Source organism: Haliovirga abyssi (genome assembly GCF_030295325.1).
Taxonomy (GTDB): domain Bacteria; phylum Fusobacteriota; class Fusobacteriia; order Fusobacteriales; family Haliovirgaceae; genus Haliovirga; species Haliovirga abyssi.
Genome location: NZ_AP027059.1, coordinates 1857768 through 1873926, shown reverse-complemented (window position 1 = coordinate 1873926; position 16159 = coordinate 1857768). Strand labels below are relative to the sequence as shown.

9 protein-coding genes and 1 pseudogene are annotated in these 16159 nt (G+C 26.9%); 8 read left to right on the top strand and 2 right to left on the bottom strand.

The annotated features are described in order from the left end of the window. Nucleotides 1-11: 11 nt before the first annotated feature. The 6 genes and pseudogenes from RDY08_RS08295 (at nucleotide 12) to RDY08_RS08270 (ending at nucleotide 12033) form a co-directional block, all read left to right on the top strand. Nucleotides 12-1082, top strand: a complete 1071-nt coding sequence (locus RDY08_RS08295; protein WP_307903905.1) for a mannose-1-phosphate guanylyltransferase — start codon at nucleotides 12-14, stop codon at nucleotides 1080-1082. 435 nt (nucleotides 1083-1517) lie between these two features. Then, on the top strand, nucleotides 1518-2468 hold the full coding sequence (locus tag RDY08_RS08290; protein ID WP_307903904.1) for a hypothetical protein: 951 nt from the start codon (nucleotides 1518-1520) through the stop codon (nucleotides 2466-2468). 150 nt (nucleotides 2469-2618) lie between these two features. Beyond that, nucleotides 2619-5222, top strand: coding sequence for a preprotein translocase subunit SecA (secA, locus tag RDY08_RS08285; protein ID WP_307903903.1), 2604 nt, complete (start codon nucleotides 2619-2621; stop codon nucleotides 5220-5222). Nucleotides 5223-5592: 370 nt separating this feature from the next. Further along, on the top strand, nucleotides 5593-7287 hold the full coding sequence (locus RDY08_RS08280; RefSeq protein ID WP_307903902.1) for a leucine-rich repeat domain-containing protein: 1695 nt from the start codon (nucleotides 5593-5595) through the stop codon (nucleotides 7285-7287). 133 nt (nucleotides 7288-7420) lie between these two features. After that, nucleotides 7421-8619: pseudogene (locus RDY08_RS08275) on the top strand (IS110 family RNA-guided transposase). 444 nt (nucleotides 8620-9063) lie between these two features. Beyond that, entirely contained in the window at nucleotides 9064-12033 is a 2970-nt protein-coding gene (locus RDY08_RS08270) for a PKD domain-containing protein (protein ID WP_307903901.1), read from the top strand. Nucleotides 12034-12112: 79 nt separating this feature from the next. Here the strand turns inward: RDY08_RS08270 and istB are convergent, their stop codons facing one another. Beyond that, a complete protein-coding gene (gene istB / locus RDY08_RS08265; protein ID WP_307903900.1) occupies nucleotides 12113-12868 on the bottom strand; it encodes an IS21-like element helper ATPase IstB in 756 nt (251 codons plus the stop codon). Continuing rightward, nucleotides 12865-13773: a Mu transposase domain-containing protein gene (locus RDY08_RS08260; protein WP_307903899.1), complete on the bottom strand. Its 909-nt coding sequence runs from the start codon at nucleotides 13771-13773 to the stop codon at nucleotides 12865-12867. The genes istB and RDY08_RS08260 overlap by 4 nt, the downstream gene beginning before the upstream one ends. A gap of 270 nt (nucleotides 13774-14043) precedes the next feature. On the opposite strand from RDY08_RS08260, the gene tnpA reads away from it, so the two are divergent. Together tnpA and RDY08_RS08250 are read left to right on the top strand one after the other, a co-directional pair. Then, the gene (tnpA, locus tag RDY08_RS08255) at nucleotides 14044-14472 is read left to right on the top strand and encodes an IS200/IS605 family transposase (RefSeq protein ID WP_307903898.1); all 429 of its coding nucleotides are present in this window, start codon (nucleotides 14044-14046) and stop codon (nucleotides 14470-14472) included. Nucleotides 14473-15534: 1062 nt separating this feature from the next. Next, nucleotides 15535-16116 carry an LPP20 family lipoprotein gene (locus tag RDY08_RS08250; RefSeq protein WP_307903897.1) on the top strand — a complete coding sequence of 194 codons (582 nt, stop codon included), beginning with the start codon at nucleotides 15535-15537 and terminating at the stop codon, nucleotides 16114-16116. Nucleotides 16117-16159: the final 43 nt, after the last annotated feature.

The following is a 16159-nucleotide window of genomic DNA, read 5'->3' as shown; positions in this document are numbered from 1 at the left end:
GAGAAAAAATTATGTTAACAGCTTTTATAATGGCAGGGGGAAGCGGAGAAAGATTTTGGCCTTTATCAACAAAAGAAAAACCTAAACAATTATTGAAATTAGTATCAGATAAATCTATGATAAGAGAAACTGTGGATAGAATTTTACCAATAATACCAGCAGAACGAATTTTTATAGGGACTAATGCAATACAAGCTAATGGAATAAAAAAAGAGCTTCCTATGATTCCAGAAGAAAATATAATTATAGAACCATCATTTAAAGATACAGCAGCTGCAATAGGATATGGAGCTTTGAATATCGATATTAGATATCCAAATTCAGAGATGATAGTATTAGCTTCTGATCATTTAATAAAAAATGAAGAAAATTTTAGAAAAAGAATATTATCAGGAGCAGAAGAAGCGAAAAAAGGTAATATTATAACACTTGGAATAAAACCTACAAAACCAGAAACAGGATATGGATATATAGAAACAGAAGCAGAATGTTATATTGGAGAAGCTTCAAAAGTAATTAGATTTTGGGAAAAACCAAATTTAGAAAGAGCTGAAAAATATGTAGAATCAGGAAATTATTTGTGGAATAGTGGAATGTTTATATTTTCTACTAAAACAATCCTTGAAAGTATAGAAAAATTTATGCCTAATCATTGGGAAACGTTAGAAGAGATAAAGCTTATAATGGGAAATAAAGAGATTGATCCTAAAGAAAAAAAAGTAAGAATAGAGGAAGAATTTGAAGAATTTGAAAAAATTTCAATTGATTTTGGAGTTATGGAATATGCAAAAAATATAAAAGTGATTCCAGTAGATTTTGGATGGAGTGATGTAGGAAGTTATACTGCATTAGATGAAGTATTTGATAAAAATGAAAAAGGGAATATAGTAAAAGATGCTAGAGTAATAGATATAGATAGTAAAGATAATATAGTTGTTGGAGAAAAAGAAAGTGAAAAAGTGATTGCAGTTATAGGAGTAAAGGATTTAGTTGTGGTAGATACAAAAGATTCTTTGCTTATATGTAGCAAAAAAAATGCACAACATATAAAAAAAGTTATAAAAGAATTGAAGAACGTTTAAAAAATAAGAGATATGATTTTTTATTTGTTAGGAAAGTATAAATTTATTCAGAAAATAAGCTACGCCGTTTTTTGAAATATGCGATTTTTCAAGGCAAAATTTTTCAGAAGCCAAAAATTTAGAAAAATATTTATGTTTTACCAGATGAAGCGTAGCTTATTTTTTAGGTTGTTTTTAAATAAAAAAGTCTTGCTGATTTTAAAATTTAGCAAGACTTTTTATATCTTACTGGGAAAGTATAAATTAGTAGAATTAGTAATTTATATTAAGTTTTTAATTATTACATATGAACTGTAATAACTAATTTAAAAAAATAAAAAAAAGTTTAAAATTATAAGCAAAATATGTTATAATGGTTACATAAAATGGGCTATGTGTATAGCATATATTCTGAATGTAGACATTTCATAAAAAAATAGAGCGGAGGAATACAGAATGAAATTAATAGACATATTTAAATTGGGAATAGAAGCAGGGATAAAGGCGGATCCAAGAAAAGATAGAGTGAAGGAAGTATTAGAAGAAAATAAAAAATTATATGAAAAAGAGGAAAATAAAGAGTATTTTAATGAAAGTTTAATTTGGAATCCATATAATGATTCAAATATATTATATGGTGATGAAAATTTAGATATAAAAAATATAGCAGTAGGAATAGATATGGAAGCACAAGAACTTTTAATTGTAGATAGATTAAGAGAAAAAGGGGAAAAGATAGACCTTGTACTAGCACATCATCCAGAGGGGAAAAGTTTATTTGGATTAAATAAAATGATAAAAATACAAGAAGATCTATTATTAGAAGCTGGAGTTGGAGTAAGTACAGCAGAAAAAATATTAAACGAATCTTTGGTTAAATATGGTAGAAGTTTAATGAGTTTGAATTATAATAGAGCTATTGATACAGCTAAAATTTTAGATATTCCATTTATGAATATTCATACAGCAGCAGATAATGCAGTTCATACATATTTAGATGAACTGTTTAAGAATAAAATGCCTTATAAATTAAAAGATATTATTAAAATATTATTAGAAGAAGAAGAATATAAAATAGCATCAAGAAATCAAAATGCACCAAAAATCATATCAGGAACAGAAGATAATAGAGTTGGAAAAATTTATATAGATGTTACAGGTGGAGTAGAAGCAAACGATTCTATTTATGAAAAAATGGAAAATGCAGGGGTTGGAACTTTAATTGGAATGCATATGTCAGAAGCACATTTGAAAAAAGCAGAAGAGCATAATATAAATGTAATTATGGCAGGTCATATGTCAAGTGATACTTTGGGAGTTAATCTTATTTTAGATGCAATAGAAAAAGTGCAAAAATTTGATAAAGTAATTGATATGTCAGGGTTTACAAGAATTAGAAGAATATAATTTTTATAATTAATCTATGAAAAATTAAATGTTTTTGTAGGTTAATTGTTTTAAAAAAGGGATAGTTTTAAAATAATATTTTTATTATAAAGTATAAGAATATAATTTTTTAATAATTCCTAAATATAATAAAGAGAGGTAGTTAATACTATGTTGAAAAAAATGTTAGGTAGAATAATTGGTACAAAAAATGAAAGAGAAATAAAAAGAATGTTAAAAAAAGTTGAGAAAATAAATGAATTAGAACCTCAATTTCAAGCATTAAGTGATGAACAGTTAAAAGCTAAAACTGTAGAATTTAGAGAAAAACTAGCAAATGGAGAAACATTAGATGACATTTTAGCAGAAGCATTTGCAGTAGTAAGAGAAGCTGGAAAAAGAGTTCTTGGAATGAGACATTATGATGTGCAAATGGTTGGAGGAATAGTTCTTCATGAAGGAAAAATAGCTGAGATGAAAACAGGAGAAGGAAAAACATTAGTTGCAACATTACCTGTATATCTGAATGCTTTAACTGGAAAAGGAGTTCATCTAGTAACGGTAAATGATTATTTGGCAAAAAGAGATAAAGAGTGGATGGGAAAAATATATGAATTTTTAGGATTAAAAGTTGGGGTTATATTAAATGGATTAGAAAATGATGAAAGAAAAGAAGCTTATGATTCTGATATAACTTATGGTACAAATAATGAATTTGGATTTGATTATTTAAGAGATAATATGACAACTGATAAAGGTCAAAAAGTACAAAGAGAATTAAATTATGCAATAGTGGATGAGGTTGATTCAATTTTAATTGATGAAGCTAGAACACCACTTATAATTTCTGGAGCAGCAGAAGAAACTACAAAGTGGTATAAAATATTTGCAGATATATCAATACAAGTAATAAAAGGGACAGATTATGAGGTAGATGAGAAAGCTCATTCTACACTTTTAACTGATGTTGGGATAAAAAAAGTTGAGAAAATATTAAAAATAGATAATTTATATTCGCCTGAAAATGTGGAATTAACACATTATTTAAATCAAGCATTAAGAGCAAAAGAACTATTTAAAAGAGATAAAGATTATATAGTTAAAGATGGAGAAGTAGTAATAGTAGATGAATTTACAGGTAGACTTATGTCTGGAAGAAGATATTCTGAAGGGTTACATCAAGCAATAGAAGCTAAAGAAGGAGTGGATATTGCAGGAGAAAATCAAACTTTAGCTACAATTACTTTACAAAATTATTTTAGAATGTATACTAAATTATCAGGTATGACTGGTACTGCTGAAACAGAAGCAGGAGAATTTATGCATATCTATAAATTACCAATAATTATAATGCCGACAAACAAACCAATTGCAAGAAAAGATAATCCAGATCTTGTATTTAAAACAAAACGAGAAAAGATAGATGCAATAGTGAATAGAATAATTGAGCTTTATAAAAAAGGACAACCAACTCTTGTAGGTACAGCATCTATAGATAGTTCAGAAGAGTTATCTGCTGTTTTGAAAGCTAAAAAGATTCCTCACAGCGTATTAAATGCAAAACATCATGAGAAAGAAGCTGAAATAGTAGCTCAAGCAGGTAGATATGGAGCTGTAACAATAGCTACAAATATGGCAGGAAGAGGAACGGATATTGTACTTGGTGGGAACCCTGAATTTATGGCTAAATTAGAAGCAGAAGAAGGGACAGAAGAATATGAAAAATTATTAAAGAAACATGAAGAACATTGTTCTATTGAAAAAGAAAAAGTTTTAGCAGCTGGTGGATTATTTATATTAGGAACAGAAAGACATGAAAGTAGACGTATAGATAACCAATTGAGAGGAAGATCAGGGCGTCAAGGAGATCCAGGAGCTACAGAATTTTATCTATCTTTAGAAGATGAATTAATGAGATTATTTGGTTCTGATAAAGTAAGAAATGTAATGGAGAGATTAGGTTTACCTGAAGGAGAACCAATTTTTCATCCAATGATAACAAAAGCTATAGAAAATGCACAAAAGAAAGTGGAAGCAAGAAACTTTTCTGTAAGAAAACAATTATTAGAATATGATGATGTAATGAATCAACAAAGAGAAATTATATATGACCAAAGAAATAAAATATTAGAAAAAGATAATTTAAAAAGCGAAGTTTTAAATATGCTAAAATCTACATCTGACTTTGAAGCAACTATAAAATTAACAGGAGAAACACCTGAAGAGTGGGATGTAGAGGGATTAAAGGATAGATTATATGAATTATATGAGTATGATCTAAATATAGAAAATATAAAAGAAAAAGATGTTGAAGATATAAAAAATGAAATTTATTCTGAATTAGTTGACATATATGAAAGTAAAGAAAAAGAATTTACAGAAGAGCTAATGAGAAGATTAGAAAAGTATATTATGATTGAAATATTAGATGGTAGATGGAGAGAAAATTTACAAGTTTTAGATTCTTTAAAAGAGGGTATAAATCTAAGAGCATATGGACAAAAAGATCCAGTAGTAGAATATAAAATATTATCATCAGAAATATATAGTGATATGATAAAAACAGTAAAAGAGGAAACTACATCATATTTATTTAAGATAAAAGTAGAAAAACCTGATTTTATAGAAAGACAAAGGGTAGAAACACCAATGTATTATAATACTTCAGAAGATGAAGAGGTAAAAAAGAAACCAATAAGAAAAACTAAAGTAGGAAGAAATGATCCTTGCCCTTGTGGAAGTGGAAAAAAATATAAAAATTGTTGTGGAAGATAAATAAGAGAAAAATAGAATAACAAAATATTTGATGATGATAAATGGCAAAAGTTGTTTATTATCATCAAATATTTATATATATATTCTTTTTTTTGAGAGTACCAAGTTTTTATAAGAAAGACTTTTAAATCTTATTTTTTATGGACATTTTATCACTATCATTAAAATTTTCAAATTATCAATCTCGCCTGTTTTTTATCACAGGGACATTATCCAATATTTAGGAACAGCTTAAAAATAAAATTATGATTTTGTTAAAAAAAGTGAGATGATTGTTGTTTTGATTGCAAAGAATTTATTAAATTTAGATATATTAGATAAATATTATACAAAAATATAGAATATTATATTGAATATGGAGAAGATTAATATGGTTAAAAATAAATTAATAATATTATTTTTAATATTATTTCTAAGCGGATGTTTTTTAAATGAGAAACTAAAAATAGATAAAGTAGAATTAAATATAAATAAAAAATTAATAAGAGCGGATGGAACTGATAAATTAGTATTAAAAGGTATAGTTAAAAATAAATATGGAGATATATTGACAAATTATCACATTAATTATTATGTAAATAGGCAAAAAATTGAGAACAATTTTTTTTCAACAGATAAAAGCGGAAAATATATTTTAGAATGTGAAGTAGAGGGGATAAGAAGTAAGAGTATAGAAGTTGAATTTGATAAACCACCAGTATTAAATATGTTTGGAAAAAGAGAAAATAATAATATAAATTTATCAGGAAATATTTTAGATATAGATGGTAAAATAAAAAAGATTCAAATTGATTGGGAGAATGATGGAGAAATAGATGAAGAAATAGATGAAAATTTTTTGATGTTGAATTTAAATCATAGCTATAATTTAGAACATAAAACAATAGAATTAAAAATAATAGCATTTGATGATAAAGGATTATCTACTGTTAAAACGTATATATTTTTTTATAATAAACATTTTGAAAATGTAATTAAGGCAAAATTAGATATTCCTGAAAATGGAAATATTTATTATAATGATTTAAAACAGGTTAAAAATTTACTTATATACAAGTTTGATTTAATAGAGGAATTAAAGTATTTTACAAATTTAAAAACATTATATATAGAAAGTATAGAAAATAAAACGTTAATAAAATTTATAATTCCTAAACTTGATTATTTAAACGATTTAACTATTGAAAACTGTAGAATATCAGATTTTTCATTTTTAAAAAATATTAAGAATTTAGAAAGATTAAACTTAGAAAAAGATGACATAGAGAATTTTAATATAGATGAGTATATTAAAAATTTAAAAGAGTTAGATATTATACAGAATAAAATTGACAATATAAAAAGATTAATAAATTTAATGGGATTAGAAAAATTATATTTGCCATATTTAAAAAATAAAGATTTTGAATTTATAAAAAAATTAAATAACTTAAAAGAATTATATTTGGCAGGAGATAATATAGAAGATATAAGCTTTTTAGGAAATTTAAAACATTTAGAAAAATTAGATTTAAGTGAAAACAGTATAAAAAATATTTTACCTTTAACTGATATGGTAAATTTGAAAGAATTAAATTTAGAAGGGAATTTGTTAGAAGATATTTCTAGTATTGAAAATTTAACAAAATTGGAAAAATTATATTTGTCTGACAATCAATTAAAAGATATATCAAAATTGGAGAAATTAACTGCATTAAAAATATTAGATCTGAAATTTAACGAAATAATAAAATTGGATGGATTAGATAATTTAATAAATTTAGAAGAATTAATGATAAGTAATAATAAAATTGATAATTTGTTTCCAATAGTAAATTTAATGAATTTAGAAACATTAGAATTTAGTTATAATAAAATAAAAGAGATTAGTTATTTGCAGAATATGACAAATTTAGAAAATTTATATGCAGATAATAATTTAATAACTGATTTGAGAGTGATGTTAGAATTAAATTCTTTAAAATATTTAAATATAAAGAATAATCCAATTTATGAGAATGTTCAAATAGATAATTATAAAATAATTTTAGAGTTGGAGAAAAAATTAGATATATTTGAATATTAAAATTAACAAAAAATATATAAATAAGGAGCATTCCTGTAATTAACAAAAAACAGAGTTTACAAAAAAGAATACCTGCGGTAAAATGGTCAAGTAGTTAACGAAAAAACAAAACCAAAATAACGGAGGTATTCAAATGAATTATACACAAAATAAGAAAATATTGCAAGTAACAGAAAAAACATTAGTAGTAGGAATAGATGTAGGAAGTGAAGAGCATTATGCAAGAGCTTTTGATTGGCGGGGATTAGAGTTAGGAAAAGTATTTAAATTTAAGAATACGAGAGAAGGATTTTTATCATTAAACAATTGGATAGAAACATTAAAAAAGAATAATTCAAAGACGAAAACATTAATAGGAGCAGAACCGACAGGACATTATTGGTTTGGGTTAGGTTCATATTTGAAAAATACAAATAAAAAGCTTGTATTAGTGAATCCATTTCATGTAAAAAGAAGCAAGGAATTAGATGATAATAATCCAAGCAAGACAGACATGAAAGATCCGAAGACGATAGCAAAATTAGTAATAGAAGGTAGATATAATGAACCGAATATATTAGAAGGAGAGTATGCAGAATTAAGAGTAGCAAATAATAATAGATTAAATTTAATAAAAGATTTAAATAGGATAAAAAATAAAGTAGAAAGATGGTTAAAAATATATTTTCCAGAATATAAAAGAGTCTTTAAAGATTGGACAGGAAAAGGAAGTATAATGATTTTAAAAGAAATACCATTGCCGTCAGAAGTATTAAGTTATAAAGTAGAAGATATAAACCAAATATGGAGAAAAGAAAAAGTAAGAGCAATAGGAGAAAAAAGAGTATAGGAGTTCAAGAGGGATTAGTAAGTGCCAAAGAAGAAATAAAAATGTTGATAGAAGAATTATTAAAAAAGATTCCAAATAGTAATTTAATGTTAGAAATCAAAGGAGTAGGACTAACAACAGTAGCGGGATTTATTGCAGAAATTGGTGATATATCAAATTATAATTCACCAAAACAAATACAAAAGTTATCAGGACTAGACTTGAAAGAAAATAGCTCAGGAAAACACAAAGGAAAAACAAGTATATCAAAATGAGGAAGGAAAAACCTGAAAATGCTTCTATTCCAAGTAGCGATGCCTTTAATAGGAAGAGTTGAAGAATTCAAAGAGCTACATGAATATTATACAACACGCGCTAAAAATCCATTAAAGAAAAAACAGTCAATAATAGCAATAAGTTGTAAGTTAATAAGAGTATTTTATGCAATATTGAAAAAGGGAATAAAATATAATGCAGAAAAATTAGTAAATGATATAAAGAGACCAGAATTACAAGCAGCATAAAGAGTAAATTTTAAAAATGTTAATTCTTAGGGTAAACGTCCATTAGAAATAATGGCCTATGAAGAAGCAGAATAAGTTTAAATGGATACATAAAATATGAGCAGGTATTTGGTTGGAATTTTTTCCATTAGGGCAATGACCCAGCAAAGGAGCTTTAATCAACACCTAACTTATAGACAGACAGAACGAAGGAATTTAGGACATAGATCCTGTTAGATATGGGAGGTTTGTTGCTATAAGAATATTAGGGATTACCACGCCAAAAAAAATAAAATGACAAACGTTTTATTAAAGTGCGTCTAATTTTCTTAAAAGCATATAAATATTGTTTATAGTCTATAAGAACTCATATTTTATAAATTGGTTTATAATGAAAAACTGCAAAAAATAAGAAATAACGAAATAATTTTAATTACAATAGGGAGGGAAAAAAGTTTATTAAGTATGATTGTGATTGTGTTTATGTTTACAGGGTGTTTTAATCAAAAAGATGATCAGGGAAATCTTTCTGGAGTTATTAAAGAGAGTGGAGGAAATGTATTAAAGGATGTAAAAGTAGAAATTGGTGGGAAGGCAACTTTAACTGATGGTTTAGGGAAATATGTTATTAATGATTTAAAATTTCAAAAATACTCTTTAATTGCAAAAAAAGAGGGGTATAAACAAATAACAAAAGATATTCAGATATCAGAAAAAGAAAATATAATAAATTTAGAATTAAAAAAATTAGTAGCACCTAAAATGGATATTAAAGAAACAATAACAGATAAAACTATAAATTTAACAATAAATGCAACAGATAGTGATGGAGAGATAAAAGAAGTAACAATAGATTGGGGAGATAATACAACATCTCTAACAATAACAAGTGGCTTTGATAATATAATAAAAGAACATATATATTCATCAGAAGGGACTTTTACAATAAAAGTTACAGCAAAAAATGATGATGGTGCAATAAGTTCAGAAGCATTAAATGTTAAAGTACCAAATATAGTTCCAAAAATAAATATTACTAGTGAGATAGAAGGTTTAAAATTAACCCTAACAGGAACAGTTAAAGATAGTGATGGAGAGGTAAAAGAAGTAACAATAGATTGGGGAGATAATACAACATCTCTAGCAATAACAAGTGGATTTGATAATATAATAAAAGAACATATATATTCATCAGAAGGGACTTTTACAATAAAAGTTACAGCAAAAAATGATGATGGTGCAATAAGTTCAGAAGCATTAAATGTTAAAGTACCAAATATAGTTCCAAAAATAAATATTACTAGTGAGATAGAAGGTTTAAAATTAACCCTAACAGGAACAGTTAAAGATAGTGATGGAGAGGTAAAAGAAGTAACAATAGATTGGGGAGATAATACAACATCTCTAGCAATAACAAGTGGATTTGATAATATAATAAAAGAACATATATATTCATCAGAAGGAACTTTTACAATAAAAGTTACAGCAAAAGATGATGATGGTGCAATAAGTTCAGAAGCATTAAATGTTAAAGTACCAAATATAGTTCCAAAAATAAATATTACTAGTGAGATAGAAGGTTTAAAATTAACCCTAACAGGAACAGTTAAAGATAGTGATGGAGAGGTAAAAGAAGTAACAATAGATTGGGGAGATAATACAACATCTCTAGCAATAACAAGTGGATTTGATAATATAATAAAAGAACATATATATTCATCAGAAGGAACTTTTACAATAAAAGTTACAGCAAAAGATGATGATGGTGCAATAAGTTCAGAAGCATTAAATGTTAAAGTACCAAATATAGTTCCAAAAATAAATATTACTAGTGAGATAGAAGGTTTAAAATTAGCCCTAACAGGAACAGTTAAAGATAGTGATGGAGAGGTAAAAGAAGTAACAATAGATTGGGGAGATAATACAACATCTCTAACAATAACAAGTGGCTTTGATAATATAATAAAAGAACATCTATATTCATCAGAAGGGACTTTTACAATAAAAGTTACAGCAAAAGATGATGATGGTGCAATAAGTTCAGAAGCATTAAATGTTAAAGTACCAAATATAGTTCCAAAAATAAATATTACTAGTGAGATAGAAGGTTTAAAATTAACCCTAACAGGAACAGTTAAAGATAGTGATGGAGAGGTAAAAGAAGTAACAATAGATTGGGGAGATAATACAACATCTCTAACAATAACAAGTGGCTTTGATAATATAATAAAAGAACATCTATATTCATCAGAAGGGACTTTTACAATAAAAGTTACAGCAAAAGATGATGATGGTGCAATAAGTTCAGAAGCATTAAATGTTAAAGTACCAAATATAGTTCCAAAAATAAATATTACTAGTGAGATAGAAGGTTTAAAATTAACCCTAACAGGAACAGTTAAAGATAGTGATGGAGAGGTAAAAGAAGTAACAATAGATTGGGGAGATAATACAACATCTCTAACAATAACAAGTGGCTTTGATAATATAATAAAAGAACATATATATTCATCAGAAGGGACTTTTACAATAAAAGTTACAGCAAAAAATGATGATGGTGCAATAAGTTCAGAAGCATTAAATGTTAAAGCTCCAAGCAAATTAAAATGGAGCTATAAAACAGGAGATTGGGTATCCTCACCAGCAATAGGAAGTGATGGTACAATTTATGTAGGAAGTTCTGATAATAAATTGTATGCAATAAATCCAGATGGGACATTAAAATGGAGTTATTTAACAGGATATTGGGTAACCTCAAGTCCGGCAATAGGAAGTAATGGTATTATCTATGTAGGAAGTTGGGATCATAGATTGTATGCAATAAATCCAGATGGGACATTAAAATGGAGTTATTTAACAGGATATAGGATAAGCTCAAGTCCGACAATAGGAAGTGATGGTACAATTTATGTAGGAAGTCGTGATAGTAATTTGTATGCAATAAATCCAGATGGGACATTAAAATGGAGTTATTTAACAGGGAATTCTATAAATTCAAATCCGGCAATAGGAAGTGATGGTACAATTTATGTAGGAAGTCATGATAATAAATTGTATGCAATAAATCCAGATGGGACATTAAAATGGAGTTATTTAACAGGAGATTGGATAAACTCAAGCCCAGTAATAGGAAGTAATGGTACTATCTATGCAGGAAGTTGTGATCATAAATTGTATGCAATAAATCCAGATGGGACATTGAAATGGAGCTATGAAATAGAAAATAGTATAGACTCAAGTCCAGTAATAGGAAGTGATGGTACAATTTATGTAGGAAGTTATGATCGTAATTTGTATGCAATAAATCCAGATGGGACATTAAAATGGAATTATGAAATAGGATATATAATATACTCAAAGCCAGCAATAGGAAATAATGATACTATCTATGTAGGAAGTTATAAATTGTATGCAATAAATTTGAGATCAAAATGATATGATAAAAATGTTGTATTTGTCAAGTGAAAAGTTCCCACCCTATTAATCGAAAAAGTCCCAGTTGAGCATAAAAAAATTATGTCTTTAACCACTCCAAAGTTTCTTTAGTTCTATACGAATTCCCATTCATATTTATGACATAAGATTTATGGATTAGTCTGTCCACTAGTGCTGCTGTTAGTACTGGATCTTTAAATACTTCATTCCATTTGTTAAATGGTAAATTTGATGTTATTATTGTACTTTTCCTTCCTGCTCGTAACGATAAAAATGTAAATAACAGCTCGCTTCCTTCTTTATCAAATGAAATATATCCTAATTCATCACAAACTACTAGATCATATTTTTCAAATCTTTTTTCAAATACTCTCAATTTACCTCCACTTCGTGTTTCTTTTAATTCGTTTATTAATAATGGTATTGTTACATACAGAACCTTGTAACCTTTCATACACGCCTCTATTCCTAATCCTATTGCCATGTGTGTTTTTCCTGTTCCTGCATTACCTGCTAATATTAAATTCCTCCCTTCTTCTATAAATTTTAAACTCTTTAACTCCTTTAACCTTATTTGAGCTTCTTTAGGTAAACTTTCTTTTTCTAAATCTTCTATATATTTTTTATATGGGAATTTTGCGTATCTTAATCTATTCAATTTCCCATTTTCTCTTCTTTTGTCTATTCCAAGCTCTAGTATTTCTTTTAAAAATAGCTCATAGCTTTGTTCTGTTTTATTAGCCTCCTCTACTTTTTCTTCTAATTCTGTTGCTATTCCTGATAATTTTAATTCTTTTAAATATTCCTTTATTAATTTCAATTCATTATTTTTCAACTTATATACCTCGTTTCATTATTATTAGATGTAAATATTTCACTTATTTTTTCTAATAATTCAATAGATTTTTCTTCTATTTCATTTTTATCTACTGCTTCTGGAATAGCTATTTTTTCTTGGTTTATTATGTTTTTTATATTTTCTGTAGTTACTAACTTTTCTCCATTTTTTAATAATTCCTCTATTACTTTCTCAACTTCTTTCAAACTTTTTTCTCTTATTATCTCTAAAAGTTCTAGAAATTCTTTTGGTTTTTTGCTATAATAACTTGTGTATATTTCTTGTAGCCTGTGTTCTGAGCATTGTAGTGAAGTACTGTGTTTTAGTGAACCAGGCTTTCTTTTTAACGTTTCTAAATAATGGTTTATATCTAATATCCAATCCTGTAATTTATAGCTCCTTTCATGTGTTGCTAATAATTCTCCTTCAAAGTATATTTTTATATTTTCTGGATAAATTTTAGCTTCTACAAATTTATTTACCAATCTTTCTGGTACTGAATATTTATTTTGTTCTATTGTTATTGTGCTGTATTTATTTACTCTGCATTCTACCTTCTTTGCTATTACATAATCTGGGTTCAACTTTAACAAATATTCTTTTTCTTCTTTTAATTTGTCTTCTGGGCTTTTATTTCCCATCCATTTTCTTGGCTTTGAGTTTATATTTTTCAACGTATTTTCTAAATGATTATTTGCTTCTTCTAAGCTTGAAGATTCTAAATTCCTTGAAAAACTTTTTCTTCTTACAAATTCAACTCCTCGTTCTACATGCCCTTTTTCATTTCCTCGTCTTGTATTACAAAATCTATAATCAAAACCATAATACATTGATAATTTTATTAAATCATCTGTTGTTTCCTTTTCCGTTGGTCCTATAAATCTTTTTACTGCTACACGCATATTATCATATACTACAGTCTTATATACTCCATTAAAATGTTTAAATGCTTTAACATGAAGATCTAAAAAGCTATCTGTCTTTTGATTGTTATACAGTCTCGCGTAGTGATATGAACCATATGCTGTTGTAATTAATGCTAATTGAAATTTTTTCTCCTCTCCGTTTATTTTCTATGCGCCAGGTTAAAAACCTTCGCCTTTAGGCGAATAGCTTTCAGCAAAATTTGCTAAAGATAAATATGTGTAGTATAATTTGTTGAGGTGATAGAAATGGAATATAGAAAAGGAAGCCATTCGATATATGATATAAAATACCATATTGTGTGGGTGACTAAATATAGATATAAGATATTAAAAGGAGAGATGGCGAAACGATTAAGGGATTTAATTAGACAAGGTTGCGAAGCGAGAAATATAACGATAGTAAAAGGGAATATAACAAAAGATCATATTCATCTGTTAATATCTTGTCCACCGACATTGTCCCCAGCAAAAATAGTGCAATATTTAAAATGGAGATCATCAAAATTATTACAAGATGAGTTTCCAGAGTTGAAAAAGAAATATTGGGGACAACATTTGTGGGGAAGAGGATATTTTTGTGGAACGGTTGGAAGTGTTACAGAGGAAATGATAAAAGAATATGTTGAAAATCAAGATAAAATGAAAGACAATGATATTTTTAAAATAACAGAGTAAACGAGTTTTAGTCGGAAACTTTAGATGGCTTTAGCCAAAGACCTTTCAAGAAGGCTTTAGCCTTTAAATAGCGACTTTCAGTCGCAAAGGAAACCCACCTGCTTCAGCTGGTGGTTGTTTAGTACCTTTTTTATTTTTTTCCTTTCTTTTCTATCTTTTTTTCGCTTCTCTTTTCTTTTCTTGATTACACAGTTATAGTTCTCCTTTTTTTATGATAACTATATATACTGCAAAATCTCTTCATTTCCTTTTTGTGTGAATTTTATAATATTGTTTTATCGCTAGCTAAATCTCTTAGCTTGATGACATTGATGTTTAGCCTATATGGAATAATAAGAGATGAGATATTTTTAAAAATTTTTTTAAATAATAAATTACTTAATAGAATTTTAAATTGGTTGTTTATGGTTATAGGTATAATTTTTACAGTATTATATTTTACTGTTTGGCAAGGGATTTCTTCTATTAATCTTGTTCCGCCAGTCGCTTGTAAGCAGATAAGGCTCGCTACATAATAAACATTATCCGACGTAGCCGTCGAGACTGCGCTATCATTAGAGTATCAGATAATGTGATATTGCTGCTCCTGCTTTTGAGGAGTGCCCCACCTTTGATTCCTGACCCTCTCAAAATCTCCCCTGTTTTTGTAAATATAAAAATTGACAAATGAAAAATAATATTGTAATATGTAATTAATATGATAGGTAAAAATTAAGAACTATTTATAAAATAATGTTCTTATCTTTTATTTGTTATATTAATCTTATTTTTTATTTAATATAATAATTTTTTTCTAATCTATCTACTTAGGAATGGCTTAAAAATAACATTCCCATTTTGTTATAAAATACGCAATGTTTTAAGTGTTTTTATAACAAAATATGAGAACATTATTTTTTAAACGTTCCTTAGGCTTTTAATAAAAAAAACAATTAAACTATTTGATTTAAACTATTTAATTTATTAATCTTATTTTTTTAAAATTTAAAGTAAAAAAATAGAGATTATCAATAATGTATTGATTTAAATTCATTACAAAAAAATAAAGAGGAGGACAAAAAAATGAAAAAATCAGTAGCAGGAGCATTAATATTAGGAGCATTAGGACTTAGTGTTTTAGGAGGTTGTGCAAATAATAAACCAAAACCAGAAACAAAGGTACAACAACAATCACAATATCCAAATTGGGTAATGAATCCATCAGTAGAAGATGGAATAGCAGCAGTTGGAAGTGCAAAAATAGGTGCAGCAGGATTAAGTTTTGCTAGAACAGAAGCAATGGCAAATGCAAGAGATGAACTTGCTAGACAATTAGAAGTAAAAGTAAATAATATGTTTAAAAGCTATACTAATGCTGTTGGTGTAGGTGGGCAAGATGGTGTGGATAAAGTTGCCACAAATGTGTCAAAACAAGTATCAAGTAAAGTTCTTACTAATTCAAAACAAATTAATATGTGGATATCTCCAGAAAAAGAAGTTTATATATTAGTTGCAATCAAAAAAGAGGATACATTGCCTAAAATAAAGGAAACTGTAAATAGTACATTAAGAAATGAAAAAGCACTATGGCAAGAATTTAAAAGTAAAAATGCTCAAGATGAATTAGATTCTTCAATAGATAAGATGTTTAATAAAGGTAATTAAAAAATTTAATAAGGAACGGCTTAAAAATAAGAAACTTATTTTT

Excerpts from the sequence above, each read along its gene's own strand:
- RDY08_RS08295 (WP_307903905.1), top strand. The coding sequence starts at position 12 with ATGTTAACAGCTTTTATAATGGCAGGGGGAAGCGGAGAAAGATTTTGG.
- RDY08_RS08290 (WP_307903904.1), top strand. The coding sequence starts at position 1,518 with ATGAAATTAATAGACATATTTAAATTGGGAATAGAAGCAGGGATAAAG.
- secA (WP_307903903.1), top strand. The coding sequence starts at position 2,619 with ATGTTGAAAAAAATGTTAGGTAGAATAATTGGTACAAAAAATGAAAGA.
- RDY08_RS08280 (WP_307903902.1), top strand. The coding sequence starts at position 5,593 with ATGGTTAAAAATAAATTAATAATATTATTTTTAATATTATTTCTAAGC.
- RDY08_RS08270 (WP_307903901.1), top strand. The coding sequence starts at position 9,064 with ATGATTGTGATTGTGTTTATGTTTACAGGGTGTTTTAATCAAAAAGAT.
- RDY08_RS08260 (WP_307903899.1), bottom strand. The coding sequence starts at position 13,773 with ATGCGTGTAGCAGTAAAAAGATTTATAGGACCAACGGAAAAGGAAACA.
- tnpA (WP_307903898.1), top strand. The coding sequence starts at position 14,044 with ATGGAATATAGAAAAGGAAGCCATTCGATATATGATATAAAATACCAT.
- RDY08_RS08250 (WP_307903897.1), top strand. The coding sequence starts at position 15,535 with ATGAAAAAATCAGTAGCAGGAGCATTAATATTAGGAGCATTAGGACTT.